Here is an 18904-nt window from a genome sequence, read left to right as displayed (position 1 = left end):
ACCCACCCTACGATTCTTTATAGAGGACGGTAGGGTGGGTAGAGCGCAGCGAAACCCACCAGAACGACTAGCGAACCTTCTTCCCCGCGGGCCGCAACTTCGCCGCATCCCGGTGGAACGCCTCCAACTGCCGGCGCACCACTTCCTGTCCGTTCTCGATCACGAAATCCTGGAACGCCGCGGCGACGGTGGGAACATGCTCGCCGGCGAGGTGCATCACATACCAGTCCGCTTCGACCGGGTTCTCCGCCACCGGCAGCATGCGCACGAGTCCGGCCTCGAACTCCAGCGTGCAGGCATGCACCGACAGGAAGGCCACGCCCAGCCCTGCCACCACCATCCGCTTGATCGCCTCGTTGCTCGACAGCTCCGAACCGATACGCAGCGGGTAGCCCGCCTCCTTGAACAGGCGTTCGATGGTCGTGCGCGTGCCGGAACCGCGTTCGCGTACCAGCAGGTTGGCCTCCATGATGTCGGCCAGCGTCACCTTTTTCTTCTGCATCAGCGGGTGCCCCGGGCTGGCGATGAATGCCATCGGATGGCGCGCGAAGCGTGCGGCATTGGTGCGCAGTTCGCGCGGCGGGGTGCCCATGATGGCGAGGTCGATCTCGTGCTTGCCCAGCATGTTCACGATCTCGTTGCGGTTGCCGACCTGCAGCTTGATGCGAACATCCGGCCGCTCCGTGGTGAACTGCACCAGCATCGGCGGCAGCAGATATTCCGCGGTGGTGATGGCGCCGATGCGCAAGGTGCCAGAGATCACGCCCTTCAATGCCGCCACTTCATCGACCGCCTCATCCCACAGGCGGAGGATGCGCTCCGCGAACTCCGCCATCACCTCGCCCGCGGCAGTCAACTGGATGCCGCGCCCGACCTTGCGCGTGAGCGAGGTGCCGGCCGCTTCTTCCAGCATCTTGAGCTGCAGGGACACTGCCGGTTGCGTCACGTGCAATGCGTCTGCAGCACGTGAAACGCTTTCATGACGTGCAACCATCAGCAACGCCTGCAATTGCTTGAAGCTGGCGAGATACATAAGCAATTCCTTATCAAATAGGCAGAAGAATTTATTTTTCTTTTGAATTCCTTGCGCTTATATTAACAGCGAACGAGACAACCAATAGCGCCAATGCAGCTCACCGGCGCTCAATTTTTTCAGGTGGAAAAGAATGGGAATCGAAGCGATCACACTCGCGCTCGACGGCGTGATTTTTGATACGGAGGACGCGCAGCTGCGCGCTTGCAACGCGGCGTTCACTGCCTGCGGACTGGACCTGCAATGGTCGCTGCCGCAACTGCGCGGCGCTGCTCGCGTGTGGGGCATGGCGAACGTGGTGGCGTCGGTGGCGGAACGCATGTCGCTGCCGGCCACGGACGAGCGCGTGGTGCAGCTGGTGCGCGAGAAGAACGCCCGCTTCCATGAACTGGTGCTCGCCGGCCCGCCGGTACGCAGTTCCGGTTGCGCGCAATTGATGGCCGATGCGCTGGAAAGCGGATGCAAGCTGGCGGTCGTCACCGACATGCCGGTGCAGACGGCGACCGCCTTGCTCGACCGGGCATTCGGCAATGCCGTCACCAATATCTTCTCCGTCGTAGTGAGCGGCGCGGATTTCTCGCAAGCCGACGGCAACGGGCCGTGCGAACTCGCGCTGCGCACCATGGGCGTGGAAGCGGGAAGCTGCGTCGCCATCGATGCTGCCGTGCCCGGCCTCAATGCGGCAAGGCAGGCGGGTATCTGGACCATGGCCGTCACGCCCTATGAAAAGGACATCGCACGCATCTCGGCGGCCGACATCTGGTGCCCGCAGATGCAGGAATTGCGCGACATGATCGAGCGCAGGAATGCGCCGAAGGCGCGTCCGGAACGTTTCGTCACTTTCGATGCGCTGCGTGCCTACAAGAAGAGCCGGAACAGCATGCCGGTATTGTCGAAACCCATGCCGGTACAGGTGGCTGTCTAGATCATGCGAGTTTTGCATTTCAACGAAATTTCAATCAGCTTGGAGGCGCGACATGGAAACCATTGCCATCGTGGGAGGAGGTGCCGGCGGGCTTGAGCTCGCCACCCGTCTGGGCGACAGCCTGGGCAAGAGCGGACGCGCCAGAATCGTTCTTGTCGATCGTTACCCGACCCATTTCTGGAAGCCGCTGCTGCACACTGTTGCGGCGGGCAAGCTCGATCCCCAGGTGCACCAGGTCGAGTACGCGGCGCAGGCGGCCGACCATGGTTTCCAGTTCATCTGCGGCGAAGTGCTGCGCGTGGATCGCGGCAACCGCACGCTCGACATCGGTTCCTGGCGCGGCGACGACGGCGCCGAACTGCTTCCTCCCCGTACCCTGCAATACGACAAGCTCGTCCTTGCCTGCGGCGCGGTCACCAACTTCTTTAATATTCCGGGCGCGGCCCGCCATTCGCTGACGCTCGACAACGTGCAGGATGCGGAATTCTTCCGCAAGCGCTTCCTGGCCAGCTGCATGCAGGCCGGCAGCCGCGGCGGGGCGGTGAACATCGTGATCGTCGGCGGCGGCGCGACCGGCATCGAGCTGGCGGGCGAGCTGTGCCACACGGTGCGCACCCTGGCGCGCTACAACGTGCACACGCTCGACCCGGCGCGCGACGTGCGCATCCGCATCATCGAGCGCGGCGAACGGCTCTTGCCGCAGCTGAACCCGCGCTTGTCGGCGCGGGCGGCGCGTTACCTGCGCCGCCTCGGCATCGAAGTCTGCACGGATACGACGGTGGCGCGCGTGGAGGCCGATGCCGTGCATGACAGCGCGGGCGTGCGGCATGCGTCGGACATCACGGTCTGGGCGGCGGGCGTGGAGGCGCCTGCCTTTTGCACCACGCTCGGCCTGCCGCTCAACCGCATCCGACAGATTGTCGTCACGCCGGAGCTGCGCACCGAGACGGACCCGGCGGTGTTTGCGATCGGCGATTGCGCGAGCTACGTCTGCCCGGTGGCCGGCGCTGCCGTACCGCCGCGCGCCCAGGTGGCGCATCAGCAGGCGGTGTATCTGTCGGAGGAGCTGGCGCGCCGCGCCGTGGTGTCGCCGCCCTTCCGATACCGCGATTACGGATCGGTCGTGTCGCTCGGACCCTTCGCGGCGATGGGCGTGCTGATCGGCGGTGCGAACAAGCGCGAGATGCTGGTCGGCGGCGCGGCGGCGCGCCTCTTGTACGGCCTGATGTACCAGAAGCACGTCATGTCGCTGCACGGCTTCGTGCGCATGGCGGCCCAGTCCGTCGTGCACTGGCTGCGCGGGAAGATCACGCCGCCGGTGAAGCTGCATTGACGATGCCGCCCGCCAAATGAAACAGGCGCGAATCCCTTTCGGGAATTCGCGCCTGTTTCGTTGGCGGCGGCGGTCAAGACCGCCTGGCAATCACATCACTCTCTGATCAGCGAGGCGTTCCGCGACGCAGCAGGTTGACGATCGCCAGCAGGATCACCGCGCCCAGGAAGGAAACCAGCAGTGAGGAAATGCTGAAGTCGTTCTGGTTGATCGTTCCTGTGCCGAACAGCGGGGCCAGCAGCCATCCGCCCAGCAGGGCGCCGACGATACCGACGATGATATTCAGGAGCAGACCCTGGCTGGCGTCCGTCCGCATCACGAGGCTGGCGAGCCAGCCGAGAATACCGCCTACAACAATCCAGATAATGAAGTTCATGGTTTACCTCCTATGTTGACAGAGTGGCTACATCAATAGACTGGCTGCCTGGGGATTGGTTCATCACGGGACTTGCTTCTCTCAAGCGAGGGGCGAGCCCCGAGGGTAATCGTTCAGTTGCGCGGCCGGCGCGTGCTGCCATGGTCTTCCGCCAGGAGGGGAGAGAATCCTTCCTCATCCTCGACCAGGACCGTCGCGTCTCGCCGCGATTTCGTCAGTTGAGTGGCATACGCATAGGCATCCTCCTTCTCGTCAAATGACGCAAGTGGTACGTCCTGTCCCTTTTCGGATACATCCCACCGTCCGTGAAGGCCGGGTGACACGCAGATGACCAAGGTACCTTGCTGATCGAATCCCATGTCGTGTTCTCCTTGCATGCCGGCCAGGTCGCTCGTGCTGTGTGAGTAAATGAAGTGGCGCGGGGACGGTGGCCTGGGTGCGAGAGGGGATATATGGAAAAGGCCGTGATGTGCCTGCCGCCGGAGAGCGGCGGGCACGCGTGCCCTTCAGTGCAGTGTCCGCTCGAAGCCCTGGATCTGCCTTTCAGCCTCGTCGCGGCCGATACCGTAGGCCTCCTGCAGCTTCCCGATGAGCTGATCCCGCTGGCCGGCGATCATGTCCAGTTCGTCGTCGGTAAGCTTGCCCCACTGCTCCTTCACCTTGCCTTTGAACTGTGTCCAGTTCCCTTCGACCGTATCCCAATTCATGACAATCTCCTTTTGTTCAAACGAGAAATGCTTCTTTGGTGCGCCTGAGGCGGTGCAAATCCTGTGCCTGTGCTGCAGACGGCGAAAGTGAGGTTTTAGGCAGTGCCTGGTTGTAAATGTTCCAGCGCGTTTGAAAACAATACAGCGGACCGCGAACATCCCATTTTTTCGAAGGCAAGCTTGTCTTCGAGGAGGCTGCGAGGAGTGGTTGCTCACCCGTGCAAAGAAAATTTCAAGAATTTCTGTTGTTTTTGGAAACTTAATTGAAGTCAAGGTGTCATTTGTTACACCTAAGTACGATGAGTTGTTTTTTTATCAGGAGCCAATCATGACCGAACACGCCCTATCGAGCCAGGAAAGCTACGATCCCAATCGACTGCTGGATACATTGCTCGAACGGATGAACCTGAAGAACGATGCGGCCCTGTCGCGCATGCTGGAAGTGGCACCGCCGGTGATCAGCAAGATCCGTCACCGCAGGCTGCCGATCGGCGCATCGCTGCTCATCCGCATGCACGAGACCACGGGCATGAGCATCCGCGAGCTGCGCGACCTGATGGGTGACCGCAGGACCAAGTACCGCCTGAGCGACGCCCAGGGCAAGCCGAAGGCGCCGCCCGCCGAACAACAGCCGCCCAGCGGCGGCCAGCCGAGCCATTTTCACTGACGGCATAACGCCATCTTCCCTGCCGTCCCGGACTTCATCCTGAAGTACCGGGAGGGCAGGCCCCCGCTCCGGACCGAACGCTCCCGGGCCGGATGTCTTCTCTTGTGTGCGGCCGGCTCCGCATCCTGCCCAGGGCGCATCGGCGCCCACGCCTCTCTTCTCTTCCTCTTGTGTGATTTCCGCGACATCCCTCCCATCTGGTAAAAGTTGACGGGGATCAAGGTTTTTTACGCCTGCAACGCCTATTCTCAGCGTCGAATGTTGACGACAATCAACATTAACGGCGCGCTTTGCCGCAGCCGCGCGGGCAAATTTAAGAGGGGTGGGCATGCTCAGGAATCTCAGCATCAAATCGCGGCTGATCTTCGTGGTCGGTTTTCTTTCACTCATGTGCATTTCCGGGGCCGTCATCGGGCTTTCCAGCCTGTACTTCGCCAATGAAGCGCTGCACATCACCTACAAGCACAGGCTCGTGCCGATCAGCGGCATCGACCAGATCATCCGGCTCATCGACCGCAACCAGCTGGGAGTGGCGCAGGCACTGACGGATACCCCGGAAGGGATCGCGCGCGAAATGGATGGCGTGGAAAAGCGCATCCAGGAAATCAGCCGCCGCTGGGACCAGCTGATGGTCGACATGCGCGGCGAAATGTCGGACGAGGAAAAGGCGCTTGCCGACAAGTTCGTCGCCAGCCGCAAGAAATTCGTGGAAGAGGGCTTGAGGCCGGCCGTCGCCGCGCTGCGCGCAAACGATACCGCCAAGGCGGGGCAACTGATGCGCGGCCCGATGAACGAACTGTTCGCGCCGCTTGCCGATTCTGCCGGCAAGCTGATGCAGTATCAGGAAGAAGCCGCGAAGAAGGGCTTCGAGCGCAACGAAACGATCTACGTCTGGGTCCGCAATTCCTGCATCAGCGGCATGCTGTTCGCGGTGCTGCTCGGTACCGTCATCTGCATCTGGCTGCTGCGCGCGATTGCGCGTCCGCTGTCCGATGCGGTCGGCGTGGCCAAGGCCGTGGCGGCCGGCGACCTGACCAAGGAAATTGTCGTGACGACTTCCGACGAAACCGGCCAGCTGCTGCAGGCGCTCAAGGAAATGAACCAGAGTCTGGTACGCATCGTGAGCGAAGTGCGCGGCGGCACGGAAACGATCGCCACCGCGTCGCGCCAGATCGCTGCCGGCAACCTCGACCTGTCGGCGCGCACCGAAACCCAGGCCAGCTCGCTGGAGGAAACCGCCTCCTCGATGGAAGAACTGACCTCGACCGTCAAGCAGAATGCCGACAGCGCCTACCAGGCGAACCAGCTGGCGGCGTCGGCGTCTGAAGTCGCGGTCAAGGGCGGCGCGGTGGTGGCCGAAGTGGTGGAGACGATGGGTTCCATCAACAATTCGGCGAAGAAGATCGTCGACATCATCAGCGTGATCGACAGCATCGCCTTCCAGACCAACATCCTCGCCCTGAATGCCGCTGTCGAAGCGGCGCGCGCCGGGGAGCAGGGCAAGGGCTTTGCCGTCGTCGCGATGGAAGTGCGCCAGCTCGCCCAGCGCTCGGCCGCGGCCGCCAAGGAAATCAAGACGCTGATCGACGACTCGGTGGAGAAGGTCGATACCGGCGCCCGCCTGGTGGATCAGGCCGGCGCGACGATGCAGGAGATCGTCGAGAGCGTCAAGCGAGTGACGGACATCATGGGCGAGATCTCGGTCGCCAGCAAGGAACAGACGGACGGCATCCAGCAGGTGAACCAGGCCATCAACCAGATGGACGAGGTGACGCAGCAGAATGCGGCACTGGTGGAAGAAGCGGCGGCTGCGGCTTCTTCCTTGCAGGAACAGGCGGTGAGCCTGGCGCATGTGGTGAGCGTGTTCAAGCTCGGCGGCGTGGAAACGCCTGTGCCCGCCGCAAGCGCACCCGTGGTCATTGCGCGCAGCCCGTCGACGGCAATGGTGCCGGCAGGCGGACGCAGTGCCGTTCCCGCGCGCGTCGGCGCGGACAGCGACTGGGAAGAGTTCTGATCAGCTCGATCATCGCTCGTCATCCCGACGAAAGTCGGGATCCAGCGACTTTATCGGCGTCCGATGACGACACTGGATCCCGGCTTTCGCCGGGATGACTGCCCCGCATCTCAGTGATACCCCTCGCCCGGCTTGAGCTTGCCGCGGAACAGCCAGAACACGAACACGAAGTACACCAGGATCAGCGGTATCAGGATGACCGCGCCGATCAGGAAGAACACCTGCGACGACGGATGCGCCGCGGCCTGCCATAGCGTGATCGACGGCGGCACCAGGTAGGGTGCATTCGAGATCACCAGTCCTGCGTAGGCGAGCAGGAACAGCCCGATTGCCGATGCGAACGGCGTGATCGCGCGGCCCTTGCGGATGCCGCGCCAGCACAGCCACGCCAGCAGCAGGGTCGCAAGCGGTACCTGCGACAGCGCATAGAAGTTCGGAACGCTGAACCAGCGCTGCGAGATGCGCTCGATTTCCAGCGGCGTCCAGATGCTGACCAGCACGATGAAACCGAGCAGCCCGAACAACAGCGGAACCCCCATGCGCCGCGCCCGATCCTCGACGTCCCCGGCAGTCTTCATCATCAGCCATGTCGCGCCCAGCAGTGCGTAACCCACCACCAGCGCCACACCGCACATGAGGCTGAACGGCGTGAACCAGTCCAGCGCGCCGCCGGCGAACTGGCCGTTTTCCACGCGGATCTCCTGCAGGATCGCGCCGAGCACTACGCCCTGCGCGAAAGCGGCGATCGTCGAGCCGGCGGCGAAGGCGATATCCCATTTGCGGTGATGCGGCTTGGCGACCCAGCGGAACTCGAAGGCCACGCCGCGGAAGATCAGCGCCAGCAGCATCACGATGACCGGCAGGTACACCGCCGGCAGCACCACGGCATACGCCTTGGGAAAAGCCACCCACAGGCCGACGCCTCCCATGACCAGCCAGGTCTCGTTGCCGTCCCAGAAAGGCGCGACGGAATTCATGACGAGGTCGCGCTCGGCTTCCTTCGGGTAGAACGGGAAGAGGATGCCGATGCCGAGGTCGAAGCCGTCGAGCACCACGTACAGCGCCACCGACAATCCGATCAGCAATGCCCAGATCACAGGCAGGGTGTATTCGAGGTTGCTCATGCCGTGTCTCCGTCCGCGCGCTGCACCACCGACAAGGGCCGGTTGGGCATCGCGGCAGGCCCGGGGGCCACCATCGCCGGTCCCTTGCCCAGCATCCGGTACACGTAAAGGATGCCGACCGAAAACACCACCACATACACGACCACGAACATGACCAGCGATAGCGCCACCGTGCCGGCGGCCACCGGCGACACGGCGTCGGCGGTGCGCAGCAGCCCGTAGGCAATCCACGGCTGGCGCCCGATTTCGGTCACCATCCAGCCGGCCAGGATGGCAATGAAGCCAAGCGGCCAGCAATACGAGACAAAGGTGAGGTAGCGGCGATGCACGAACAGCCGTTTGCGCCACCACAGCAGCACGCCGGCAATGCCGATGGCGATCATCAGCAGGCCGATGCCCAGCATCAGGCGGAAGGAAAAGAATACCGGGACGACCGGCGGCCGCTCGTCCTCGGGAAAATCGCGCAGTCCGGGGAACAGGCCCTGCGGATCGTGCTTGAGCACAAGGCTGCCGGCATAGGGGATGGAGAGTTCGGCCACGTTGCGTTCCGCTTCTTCGTCGGGCCATGCAAAGATCACGAAGGGCGCCGGCTTGGAGCCGTCCCAGTGCGCCTCGATGGCCGCTACTTTCACCGGCTGGTGTTCCAGCGTGTTCAGGCCGTGCAGGTCGCCGACCACCAGTTGCACCGGCGCCAGCACCGCCACCATGCCCAGTCCCATCCGCACCATCGTGCGCGCCTCTCGCTCGAAGCGCCCCTGCAGGATGTAGCGCGCGCCCGCGGCCAGCACCACGAGCGAGGTGGTCAGGTAGGTCGCGATCATCATGTGGGTGAAGCGGTAAGGGAAGCTCGGATTGAAGATGATGTCCGACCAGTCGGTCGGATAGGCGATGCCGCCGCGCATCTCGAAACCGTCAGGCGTATGCATCCAGCTGTTGGCGGCGAGGATCCAGAAGCCGGAGAGCGCGGTGCCGAGGGCGACGACGATGGACGAGAGTGTATGCAGCCAGGGCGGCACGCGGTTCCATCCGAACAGCATCACGCCGAGGAAGCTTGCCTCGAGGAAGAATGCAGTCAGCACCTCATAGCCGAGGAGCGGGCCGATGGTATTGCCGACCACTTCCGAAAAGCGGCTCCAGTTCGTTCCGATCTGGTAGGACAGGACGATGCCGGAGACCACGCCCATGGCAAACGAGACGGCGAAGATTTTGGTCCAGAAGCGCGCGAGCGTGTGGTAGTGCTGCTCGCCGCTGCGCAGCCAGAGGATTTCCAGCGTCGCGATGAAGGCGGACAGGCCGATGGAAAATGCAGGGAAGATAATGTGAAAGCTGATGGTGAATGCGAACTGGATGCGTGCAAGCAGCGTAGCGTCCATCCCGGCAATTGTTTCCATCCGTTCGGTCTCCTGGGTGTGGTTACGCTAGTAGTACCAGCGCAAGACGAAGGCGTGATGAGGGATCGCAAAACGCGCCGACGGCAACATCTTTTCCTCGCGCTTCAGCAGGACATGAGCACCGGCGCAGTCATGCCGGCAAGGATTTTTTCGGTGACGCGCCCGAGGATGATTTCGCGGAAGCGCACGTGGCCGTAGCCGCCCATCACCAGCAAGTCCGCATCCAGCTCCTGCACGAGCGCGAGCAGCGCATCGCCGATGTCGCCGTCGGTGCGTCTGCGCAATACTTCCACCTTGATGTCGTGGCGCGCGAGATAGGCGGCGATATCGGCGCCGGGGCGCGAGCTTTGCAACTGCGGCTGGGCGCCTGCATTGAATACGACGACATGCACGGTGTCGGCCCGCTGCAGCAGGGGAATGGCGTCGGTGACGGCGCGTGTGGCCTGCATGCTGGCATCCCATGCAACCAGCGCGCAGCGCCCGATATTGTCGAAGCGCCCGGTGTGGGGGATCAGCAGGACGGGCCGCCCGCAATGCAGTACAACGTACTGCGGAAAGTCCGGCATCACCACGGGCGAGGACTCGCCGGGATCGTACTGGCCAATGACGACGAGATCGGCGTAGCGTGCCTGCAGGCAAATGCCGCCGCCTGCCTCGTCGTCCACGAGATGCTTTTCGAACGACGGCAGGCCGAGCAGATGCACCGCCGTATCGAAATCCGCAAGACCGCGCTCGGCGCGTGCGCGCAGGAAGGCGAGATGGCCCTGCAGGTTCGGATCGATGTCGGCCAGGATGCGCGACTGCAGCAGGTAGCGCGACGCGCCGGTCACCGCCGTGCCGATCAGATGCGCCCGCTCTGTCATCGCGACGGCGGCGGCGATCTTGATGCGCTCGCTGGCGTGGCCGGATTCGTCCACGTGCACGAGGATGGTCTTGTAGGGCATGGCATGTCCTCGAATACGCATTAGACAGGGCCTGCCGTAAAGATACCTGCGCGAAAATTTGACAGGCATCAAAGTGCGGTTCGGACGTGCCGTTGCCTTGATTTCATTCGTGCCCTACCTACAATGAAGGATCGCCGTGCAGTCGTTGCGGTGCCGGGAGGTATTGATGCTTGCGTTTCACGAGGAGTTTTCCAGGGCGGCACGAGATCAGCTGTCGTGGCAGCTCGACGCAGGATCGGTACTGGGGGATACCCTGGTGCAGGGCCTGCGGCAATATGCGGAACTCAATCTCGGCATGCTTCGGCTGACCCTTGAACAGGGCAACCTCGCAGCACGGCAACTTGCTTCGGTACGCGATGCGCGGCAACTGATGTCGCTGGCACAGGCGCAGCTCGCGCCCAATGCCGCGCGCGGTTTCGATTACGGCTATTACGCGGCAACCATCGCCGCAGGCATGCAAAGCGGCGCCATCCGGGCATTTGCCGGCGTGCCGGAAAACGGGCGCGAATGGGAGGCGCTCGCAGCACGGCTGCAAGACCCCTTCGGCTTCGCGGCAGCCTTTTCCTTCCTGAGGGGAATTGCCGAGAGTGCTTTCCGCGCGTGGCGCATGCCTGCCGACGTTGCGCGCGCCGTCCGGCTGGCAGTGAACCTCAACACGCCGGCGGAAGAAACCGGCAAGCTGCATATCGCCTATCCCGTCAGCGGCCCAGGCCGGGGACGCGAGTAGACGGCGCGCGCGACCATCGTGGCAACCGCGCATTTCCGTTTCTACGCCGAACTGAACAACTTCCTTGCGCCGTCGCACCGGCAGCGTACCTTCGGCCATCCCCTGTCCCGCGATGCCACGGTCAAGCACATGATCGAGGCATTGGGTGTCCCGCATACCGAAGTCGAGCTGATCTGCGTCAACGGCGTGCCGGTCGATTTCTCCCATCGCCTGCAGGATGGAGAGCGGGTGAGCGTGTATCCCGCTTTCTCGTCGATCGACATCCACCCGTCCGTGCGCTTGCGGCCGGAGATGGCGGCGCCGGGACGGTTCATTGCGGATGCCCATCTCGGGCAACTGGCGAAGAGCCTGCGCATGCTCGGCTTCGACGTCCTCTACCGCAACGATTACAGCGACGCCGAGGTGGCGCGTATTGCCGCCGAGGAGGGCCGCGCGGTGCTCACGCGCGACCGCGACCTGCTGATCCGCAAGGAGATCGTGCGCGGATGCTACCTGCACGCCGTGGACGTCGAGACGCAGATGGCGGAGGTCATTGTCCGTTTCAAGCTCGCCCCTCATGTGCGCGCCTTCAGCCGCTGCCTGACCTGCAACGGCGAACTGCGCGCCGTCGACAAGCAGGAAGTCGCGCACCGCGTTCCCCACCACAGCCGCCAGTTCTACGAGCACTTCTTTGAATGCGCCGGGTGCGCGCAGGTGTACTGGGAAGGTTCGCACGTGGCGCGGATGCGCACACGGGTAGCGCGGATGCTGCGCAATGCCGGTGTAGACTGAAAGGCAGATCCCCCATCCATGTGGAGCACGTCATGACCAAGCCTTTCTCCGCCGCATGCGAGCGCAATCGTGAACCCATCCTCGCGGAACTGCGCCGGGTGTTGCCGCCGTCGGGCAGGGTGCTGGAAATCGGCAGCGGCACGGGCCAGCACGCGGTGTATTTCGGCGCCGCACTGCCGGGAATCACCTGGCAGACGAGCGACCTGCCCTCCAACCACCCCGGCATCCACGCCTGGCTCGCCGAAGAAGCGCCGCCCAACGTGCTGCCGCCCGTCGAACTCGATGTCCGTTCCGACACCTGGCCCACCGGCCCCTGGGATGCGGTGTTCACCGCCAATACCTGCCACATCATGGCCTGGGACGAGGTGGAGGCGATGTTCGCCGGGATCGCGCGCGTCTTGCGCAAGGGCGGGCCGTTGTGCGTCTACGGGCCGTTCAATTACGGCGGCCGCTTTACCAGTGAGAGCAATGCCATGTTCGACATGTCGCTCAAGGCGCAAGGCGAGCACATGGGGATCCGCAATGCGGAAGATGTCGGCCGCCTGGCAAGCGCGAACGGGCTTGTCTTCGTCGAGGATTGCGCGATGCCGGCGCATAACCGGCTGATCGTGTGGGCGAGGTCCTGAATCCGTCCACGATAGCGCAGCCTGCGCTTTTTTGGTGCTTCCGCCGGTTGACGGCGCACGAAGTTCGGACAGCTCCAGCATGGGACACGTGTGGCATGTTTCATGCTTTCCATGGGGTAATACGACTTCAGGAGTGCCCATGCCACCCTTCGATGCCCTTCCATCGCGCGACCGCTCCTCGCGTGCCGTGAAGCTGTCCGGCGAAACGTTCGCCATGCTCATCAACCTCTCGGGCCGCCGCCGCTTTACGTCGCAGCGGCTGGTCCTGTATGCGGTGCTCGCCACGCGCGGCGGACAGGACGCCATCGCCACCGCCCGCGACGCATTGCGGCTCTTTACCGAGGCCCATGCCATCCTCGTGAACGGCAACGACCAGCTGCCCGGTGTCTTTTGCGAGGAACTGGAGGCCGTCTATTTCGGCAAGGAGCACGGCGATGCGCGCATCCATGACTTCATCGGCCTCGCCAACCGCGCGTTGAATGCCGTGGAGCAGGGCACTCCGGAGGGCGCTGCGCTGGTCGACCGGCTGGTCGCGATGGCAACGCCGCTGCTTGCCATCCTGAACCGCATTACGCTGGTCTACGAAGAGCTGTCGAAGCGGCACGCATCGCGGGTGCGGAAGCAATTGGTGGGGATCATGTCCGACATCGAGGCCATCGCGCGCCAGGCGCGCATGGTCGCCTTCAATGCGCAGATCGTCGCGGCGCGGGCGGGCAGCGCCGGGAAGGAGTTTTCCGTCGTGGCGGGGGTGCTGTCGGATATTACCGGCGAGATCGATGCGCTGGTGAAGGAAGCGATGAACGATGCCTAGTTATTGCGGTGGGTTTCGCTTCGCTCTACCCACGCTACCGTCATTTATAGAGAACCGCAGGGTGGGCACAGCACAGCCAAACCCGCGATGCAAATAAAAAACCGTAGGGTGGGTAGAGCGCAGCGAAACCCGCCATGCAAATAAAGAACCGTAGGCGAGGCAGAGCGCAGCGACGCCCACCAAGCGATTCCTTAATGCAGGTACAGCTTGGACTGCACCCGGATCAGATCGGCGAAATGGTCAGCCGGCATCGGCGCGCTGAAATAAAAACCCTGCACGCTGTCGCAATCGTTCTCGCGCAGGAAGTCGAACTGCTGCTGGGTTTCCGCACCTTCGGCGATCACGCTGCATTCCAGGCTGTGGGCGAGGCTGATGATCGCCTTGGTGATCGCGCTGTCGTCCCGGTTGAAGGGGAGACCCTGCACAAAGGAGTGGTCGATCTTCACCGAACGGATCGGGAAGCGCTTCAGGTAGGCCAGCGAGGAATTGCCGATGCCGAAATTGTCGATGGCGATCGTGATGCCGCGGTCGCGCAGCTTGTTGAGCACCGCGATGGCGCGTTCCGGATCGGCCATGACTGCGCTCTCGCTGACTTCGATTTCCAGGTACTGCGCCTCCAGTTCGGTGTCGGCGAGAATGGCGTCGATGTTTTCGACCAGCCGGTTGTCGGCCAGTTGCTTGGCGGACAGGTTGACCGCAACCCGCAGGCGCACCGGGCTCGTCAGCTGCCATTGCTTGTTCTGTGCGCAGGCGGTACGGATGACCCAGTAGCCGATGGGCCGGATCAGGCCGCTCTCCTCCGCGACGCCAAGGAAGCGCGGCGGAGTCATCGATCCCAGTGTCGGGTGTTCCCAGCGCAGGAGCGCTTCCATGCCGGTGATGCGGTTGGTGAGGATGTCGATCTTCGGCTGGTAGTGCAGCGAAAACTGGCCCAGCTCGACGGCGCGGGCGAGTGCGCTTTCGAGGGCCAGCCGTTCCGCCGCGTGCTGGTTCATCTCAGGCGAGAAATAGCGGTAATTGTTGCGTCCGGATTCCTTGGCGCGGTACATGGCCATGTCTGCCTTCTTGAGCAGGGTTTCCGAATCCGTACCGTCACTGGGGAAGCTGCTGATGCCGATGCTGGTGCTGACCGTCAGCGGCTGCTTGTCGCGCAGGAACGGCGGAACGAAGGCTGCCAGGATCTTTTCCGCGATGACCCCGCCGCGGTGCGGCTCGTCGACGTTTTCCACCAGCACGACGAATTCATCGCCGCCCAGCCGGGCCACCGTGTCTGATTCGCGCAGGATGCCCTGCAGCCGGGCAGCGGCCTCTTTCAGGACCAGGTCGCCGACTGCATGGCCGAGCGAATCGTTGATGACCTTGAAGCGGTCGAGGTCGAGGAACAGAACTTCCACCGAGCGCTCCGGCCGTTCCGCCACGCTCAGCGCGTGCTCCAGGCGCTGATGGAAAAGCATGCGGTTTGGCAGCCCGGTCAGGGAATCGTAGTGCGCCAGGTAGGCCATCTGTTCTTCTGTTTTCTTGCGCTCGGTGATGTCGCGCATGATGAACAGCGTTGCAAAGTGTCCGTTGTGCAGGAAGGGGGAGGCGTTGACCTCGACATCGACTTCGCTGCCGTCAAGACGATAGAACCTTTCCTCCGCGGCCCCAAGCGGCTCGCCGCGCTGGAGACAGGCAATGCGCTGCCGTGCGAGCACATGGAAATCGGGATGGAGGAAGTCGAACAGCGCCTTGCCGACCAGGTCTTCCATGCGCGATGCCCGCATCAGGCGCACGGCGGCGGGATTGGCATAGACAAATACGCCGTCCTGCTGCACGAGGATGGCATCGGGGGAAAGCTCGACCACCTTGCGGTAACGTTCCTCCGCTTCGCGCAGCGAGGCCTCGGCGCGTTTGGCGTCGGTGATGTCCTGCACGGTGCCAACCAGGCGGACGATGCGCCCGGCGCCGTCGCGCTGCGGTTGGCCGCGGGCGGCGACAAAGCGCGTCGAACCGTCTGCAAGCTGGAGCCGGTATTCCGTGCGGAAGGGCTGCCCGCTTTGCCGGCTTCTGCTCGCATTTTCGCGCACCGTATCGAGATCGTCCGGGTGGATCAGCTTGCGGACGTTCTCGCGGGTGATCGGGAAACTGTCGCGGTCCACGCCGAAGATGCGGTACAACTCGTCGGACCAGGTGATCTCATCCGTCTCGAGGTTCCATACCCAGCTGCCGAGCTGGGCGAGCTGCTGGGCCTCCGCCAGCTGCCGCTCTCTTGCGGCGAGTTTTTGCTCGATGCGCTTGCGCTCCTCGATGTCGCTGACCAGGCTTTGCGTGCGGACAAGGACATGGCGCTCGCGGTCGTGCCGCTCTTCATACAGCAGCGATTCGGCGCTGCTGCGCTGGTAAACCAGGTTGGCCATGACAAGCCCGATGCAGCCGACCACGCCGAGATAGGCTGTCAGGAGCAGCAGCGAGACCGTCAGGTCGGCGCTGGCGAAGGGCCCGCTGCCGCGGATGGTATGCCAGACAGCGATCGCGCAGACGAGCACCGTGGTCCAGGCGACGGTGGCAAGGTTGAAGCGGATAGCGGCCCACAGGAAGAAAGGCATGACGAGGAAGGCGAGCGGCCAGTTGCCGAACGCGCCCCCAAAGATGCCCTGCGTGACGGCGATCAGCGCCACGAAGAAGGCGGCGAGTTCGGCCAGCTTCGCCTTGTGCCAGGCGCCGCCGCGACGCATGTCCCATGCCAGGATGAGTGGCACGCCGACGACCAGTCCCGCCGTGTCGCCCAGCCACCACGCCAGGAAAACCGAGGTCAACGAGAGGGCGGTAAGCTCCGGGCTGAGCGCCACGCCCAGTGTGCCGGCCGCGGCGCTGATCAGAGCGCTGCACAGTGCAATGGCAATGAAGCGGAATGGAGGCTCGCGGAAGATGAAGTCCGTGCGCGCCTCGTACAGGCGCTGGACGAGGACGGTAGCCGTCAGTGTCGAGGCCATGCATCCCGTGGCGATCAGTATGGACGCCGCGGGGGTGAGGTTGCGACCGAGGATGCTGAGGAATGCGCCGATCCAGACTGCCGGCGTGAACCGGACGCCCCACGCCAGGCAGGCGCACAGGGCAATTGCAGAGGGCAGCCAGAGCGAACTGACGATGCCCGGCAGCACCGCGAAGCTCGCCGACAGGCGCGCAGTGAGCGCATATGTGCAAACCAGGAAGGCAAAGCGCAGCAGGCCCGGGACGGTACCGGCGGCACGACGGGTCGAGCGAGACTCGCCCGGCTTGGCAAACAGATTCCTGATGAGCCCCATCCCTGGCCTTTCGAAGTCGAGCGGCACGCAGTGACACCGCGCACCACTATGCCAGCTTCCAACAGTGGCCCGGTTGAACATCATCAAAAGGATCGGCGCGCCCGACGAGTTCCTCGCAATTGAGATGTCCGTGCAGCGGACACGTTCCGGCAGGGGCGAGAAGAATGGTCGGAAGTCATGGCCCGGATACAACAAGTCCCTCCCACGTTTATGGGATTTGTGCTAGCAAAAATGCAATTTCTTTGAGATTCGTCAAGCCACTGGGCTATAGTTACAGCTCGGCAAGAATGTAAGCAGTTGTAACGTCCAGTCGCAAGAATTCAGAGACCTTCCACGGTACTTCCCCACCATGAGACATCCACTATCGCGTCTGATTGCCGGTACGGCATTCGTCGTGTTGGCCCATGCCGCCCATGCCTCCGATGCCCCGGACCCCATCGGCCGCTTCGAAATCACCCGCTTTGCCGTCGAAGGGAACACGCTGCTGCCCGTTTCCGACATTGACAAGTTGCTCACGCCGTATACCGGGAAGGAGCGCAACTTCGGGCACGTGCAAATGGCGCTGGAGGCGCTGGAAGCGGCCTACCATGCCAGGGGCTACAACGTGGTGCAGATCGCCCTGCCCGAGCAGGAGCTGAACCAGGGCGTGGTCCGGCTGAAGGTGATCGAGACCCGGGTCGGCACGCTGCGGGTCGAGGGCAACAGCGTGTTCAGCGAGGACAACATCCGCAGGAGCGTGCCGGGCCTCGTGGCGGGGCAGTCGCCCAACCTCGGCGAGGTCTCGTCCAGCCTCAGGCTGGCCAATGAGAACCCCTCGAAGAAGGTGACGCTGCAGCTGCAGAGCGGCGACAACGACGACGAAGTCAACGCCACCCTGAAAGTGGCCGATGAAAAGCCGTGGAAGCTGGCCGCCAGTGTCGACAACAGCGGCAACCGCAACACCGGCAGGTCGCAGATGACGGTGCAACTTCAGCATGCGAACGTGATGGACCGCGACCATGTGATGAGCCTGCAGTACACCACCACGCTCGAGAACCCGAGCAAGGTGAGCGTCTATGGCGTGGGCTACCACATTCCCCTGTATCCGCTGGGCGACTCGGTCGACCTGTTCGCCAGCTATTCCGACGTCGATTCGGGTTCCGTGCTGGCCGGCATCTTCAACCTACAGGTCAGCGGACGCGGCACCGTTCTCGGCGCGCGCTACAACCAGCTGATGCGGCGCGTGGGCGAATACGAATCCAGGTTCACCTACGGCCTGGATTACAAGGAATTCCAGAACAACGTGGCGCTGCAGGGCGTACAGCTCGGCAATGACGTCACGGTGCACCCGCTGAGCCTGGCCTATACCGGCATCCTCGGCATGCCAGGCGGCGAGCTCAGTTTCACCGTGACCGGCATGCGCAACCTGCCGGGCGGGGACAAGGGCAAGAGCGCCGATTTCGCCCGCGTGCGGGCCGGCGCGCCGGCCAATTACAGCCTGCTGCGCATGAGCGCCGGCTATTCCCACGCCCTGCCGAAAGACTGGCAGATGCGCGTCAGCCTCGCCGGCCAGTACACGCCGGACGCCCTGATCCCCGGCGAGCAGTTCGGCGCCGGCGGCGCCACCACCGTGCGCGGCTTCGACGAGCGTGACGTCTCCAACGACAAAGGCTTCCTTGCCAGCGCCGAACTCTACACGCCCAACTTCTGCTCGGCCCTGCAAACCGTCGCTGCCCAATGCCGCGCGCTCATGTTCTACGACACCGCAAGCGTGCGCCGCAACGATGCGCTGCCGGGCGAAATCGTGAAGGCATCGATCGGTAGCGTGGGCCTCGGTTTCCGGGTCTCCGTCAGCCGCTACCTGAGCATGCAGATGGACTACGGCCACGTGATCGATGGCGGCATCGCGCAGCTCAAGGGCGACAACAAATTGCATTTCAGGCTGGGCCTGACGTACTGAATCTAGCAAGCAGGAATCGGAAATGAATATCAATGCCACTAACTTGCGCCGCCGGCTGCTGCCGGTCCTGGTTGCCGGTTGTTTCGGCACAGCCGTAGCCAACCCGCTTGGTCCGCAAGTGGTCAGCGGCCAGGCCAGCTTCCTCAACCAGGGCAATGTGCTGTCGGTGACCAACACCCCCGGCACCATCATCAACTGGCAAAGCTTCTCGATCAACCCGGGCGAACTGACG

The 18904-nt window shown here is 63.4% G+C and carries 18 protein-coding genes; 10 read left to right on the top strand and 8 right to left on the bottom strand.

Annotated features, from left to right (window positions below; genetic code table 11):
- Positions 1-67: 67 nt before the first annotated feature.
- Positions 68-1033: a LysR family transcriptional regulator gene (locus VFF99_RS01310; protein ID WP_325014246.1), complete on the bottom strand. Its 966-nt coding sequence runs from the start codon at positions 1031-1033 to the stop codon at positions 68-70.
- 133 nt (positions 1034-1166) lie between these two features.
- Between VFF99_RS01310 and VFF99_RS01305 the strand changes: the two genes are divergently transcribed.
- Both VFF99_RS01305 and VFF99_RS01300 read left to right on the top strand, forming a co-directional pair.
- Entirely contained in the window at positions 1167-1958 is a 792-nt protein-coding gene (locus tag VFF99_RS01305; RefSeq protein WP_325014245.1) for an HAD family hydrolase, read from the top strand.
- A 52-nt stretch (positions 1959-2010) separates the two neighbouring features.
- The gene (locus VFF99_RS01300) at positions 2011-3291 is read left to right on the top strand and encodes an NAD(P)/FAD-dependent oxidoreductase (RefSeq protein WP_325014244.1); all 1281 of its coding nucleotides are present in this window, start codon (positions 2011-2013) and stop codon (positions 3289-3291) included.
- A 106-nt stretch (positions 3292-3397) separates the two neighbouring features.
- On the opposite strand, the gene VFF99_RS01295 is transcribed toward VFF99_RS01300, so the two are convergent.
- The 3 genes from VFF99_RS01295 to VFF99_RS01285 all read right to left on the bottom strand — a co-directional run bounded on the left by VFF99_RS01295 (position 3398) and on the right by VFF99_RS01285 (position 4374).
- Positions 3398-3667, bottom strand: coding sequence for a GlsB/YeaQ/YmgE family stress response membrane protein (locus VFF99_RS01295; RefSeq protein WP_088709384.1), 270 nt, complete (start codon positions 3665-3667; stop codon positions 3398-3400).
- Between the two features lie 113 nt (positions 3668-3780).
- Positions 3781-4026 carry a DUF2188 domain-containing protein gene (locus VFF99_RS01290; RefSeq protein ID WP_325014243.1) on the bottom strand — a complete coding sequence of 82 codons (246 nt, stop codon included), beginning with the start codon at positions 4024-4026 and terminating at the stop codon, positions 3781-3783.
- 147 nt (positions 4027-4173) lie between these two features.
- A complete protein-coding gene (locus VFF99_RS01285; RefSeq protein WP_325014242.1) occupies positions 4174-4374 on the bottom strand; it encodes a CsbD family protein in 201 nt (66 codons plus the stop codon).
- Between the two features lie 328 nt (positions 4375-4702).
- Here VFF99_RS01285 and VFF99_RS01280 point away from each other — a divergent pair, with 328 nt between their 5' ends.
- Together VFF99_RS01280 and VFF99_RS01275 are read left to right on the top strand one after the other, a co-directional pair.
- Positions 4703-5041 (top strand): hypothetical protein, encoded by a 339-nt coding sequence (locus tag VFF99_RS01280; protein ID WP_088709381.1) that lies wholly within the window; start codon positions 4703-4705, stop codon positions 5039-5041.
- Positions 5042-5369: 328 nt separating this feature from the next.
- The gene (locus tag VFF99_RS01275; RefSeq protein ID WP_325014241.1) at positions 5370-7055 is read left to right on the top strand and encodes a methyl-accepting chemotaxis protein; all 1686 of its coding nucleotides are present in this window, start codon (positions 5370-5372) and stop codon (positions 7053-7055) included.
- A 110-nt stretch (positions 7056-7165) separates the two neighbouring features.
- Here VFF99_RS01275 and cydB read toward each other — a convergent pair whose 3' ends face one another.
- The 3 genes from cydB to VFF99_RS01260 all read right to left on the bottom strand — a co-directional run bounded on the left by cydB (position 7166) and on the right by VFF99_RS01260 (position 10514).
- Positions 7166-8179 carry a cytochrome d ubiquinol oxidase subunit II gene (cydB, locus tag VFF99_RS01270; protein ID WP_325014240.1) on the bottom strand — a complete coding sequence of 338 codons (1014 nt, stop codon included), beginning with the start codon at positions 8177-8179 and terminating at the stop codon, positions 7166-7168.
- The gene (locus VFF99_RS01265) at positions 8176-9570 is read right to left on the bottom strand and encodes a cytochrome ubiquinol oxidase subunit I (protein ID WP_325014239.1); all 1395 of its coding nucleotides are present in this window, start codon (positions 9568-9570) and stop codon (positions 8176-8178) included. Before VFF99_RS01265 ends, cydB begins: the two co-directional genes overlap by 4 nt.
- Positions 9571-9674: 104 nt before the next feature.
- Positions 9675-10514, bottom strand: a complete 840-nt coding sequence (locus VFF99_RS01260) for a universal stress protein (RefSeq protein ID WP_325014238.1) — start codon at positions 10512-10514, stop codon at positions 9675-9677.
- A 166-nt stretch (positions 10515-10680) separates the two neighbouring features.
- Here VFF99_RS01260 and VFF99_RS01255 point away from each other — a divergent pair, with 166 nt between their 5' ends.
- The 4 genes from VFF99_RS01255 (at position 10681) to VFF99_RS01240 (ending at position 13449) form a co-directional block, all read left to right on the top strand.
- Complete coding sequence (locus VFF99_RS01255) at positions 10681-11241, top strand: phasin family protein (protein WP_325014237.1); 561 nt, start codon at positions 10681-10683, stop codon at positions 11239-11241.
- 18 nt (positions 11242-11259) lie between these two features.
- The gene (locus tag VFF99_RS01250) at positions 11260-12012 is read left to right on the top strand and encodes a Mut7-C RNAse domain-containing protein (protein ID WP_325014236.1); all 753 of its coding nucleotides are present in this window, start codon (positions 11260-11262) and stop codon (positions 12010-12012) included.
- 32 nt (positions 12013-12044) lie between these two features.
- Positions 12045-12638, top strand: a complete 594-nt coding sequence (locus VFF99_RS01245) for a DUF938 domain-containing protein (protein ID WP_325014235.1) — start codon at positions 12045-12047, stop codon at positions 12636-12638.
- A gap of 139 nt (positions 12639-12777) precedes the next feature.
- Positions 12778-13449, top strand: a complete 672-nt coding sequence (locus VFF99_RS01240) for a methyl-accepting chemotaxis protein (RefSeq protein ID WP_325014234.1) — start codon at positions 12778-12780, stop codon at positions 13447-13449.
- 191 nt (positions 13450-13640) lie between these two features.
- Here VFF99_RS01240 and VFF99_RS01235 read toward each other — a convergent pair whose 3' ends face one another.
- On the bottom strand, positions 13641-16733 hold the full coding sequence (locus VFF99_RS01235; protein WP_325014233.1) for a bifunctional diguanylate cyclase/phosphodiesterase: 3093 nt from the start codon (positions 16731-16733) through the stop codon (positions 13641-13643).
- Between the two features lie 349 nt (positions 16734-17082).
- Between VFF99_RS01235 and VFF99_RS01230 the strand changes: the two genes are divergently transcribed.
- Together VFF99_RS01230 and VFF99_RS01225 are read left to right on the top strand one after the other, a co-directional pair.
- The gene (locus VFF99_RS01230; RefSeq protein WP_325014232.1) at positions 17083-18672 is read left to right on the top strand and encodes a ShlB/FhaC/HecB family hemolysin secretion/activation protein; all 1590 of its coding nucleotides are present in this window, start codon (positions 17083-17085) and stop codon (positions 18670-18672) included.
- 22 nt (positions 18673-18694) lie between these two features.
- A partial coding sequence (locus VFF99_RS01225) for a hypothetical protein (RefSeq protein WP_325014231.1) occupies positions 18695-18904 on the top strand: 210 nt, incomplete at its 3' end.

It is taken from the genome of Noviherbaspirillum sp., assembly GCF_035654295.1.
GTDB lineage: Bacteria > Pseudomonadota > Gammaproteobacteria > Burkholderiales > Burkholderiaceae_D > Noviherbaspirillum.
The sequence above is the reverse complement of the archived record's forward strand: the minus strand, read 5'-3'. Positions and strand labels throughout refer to the sequence as shown.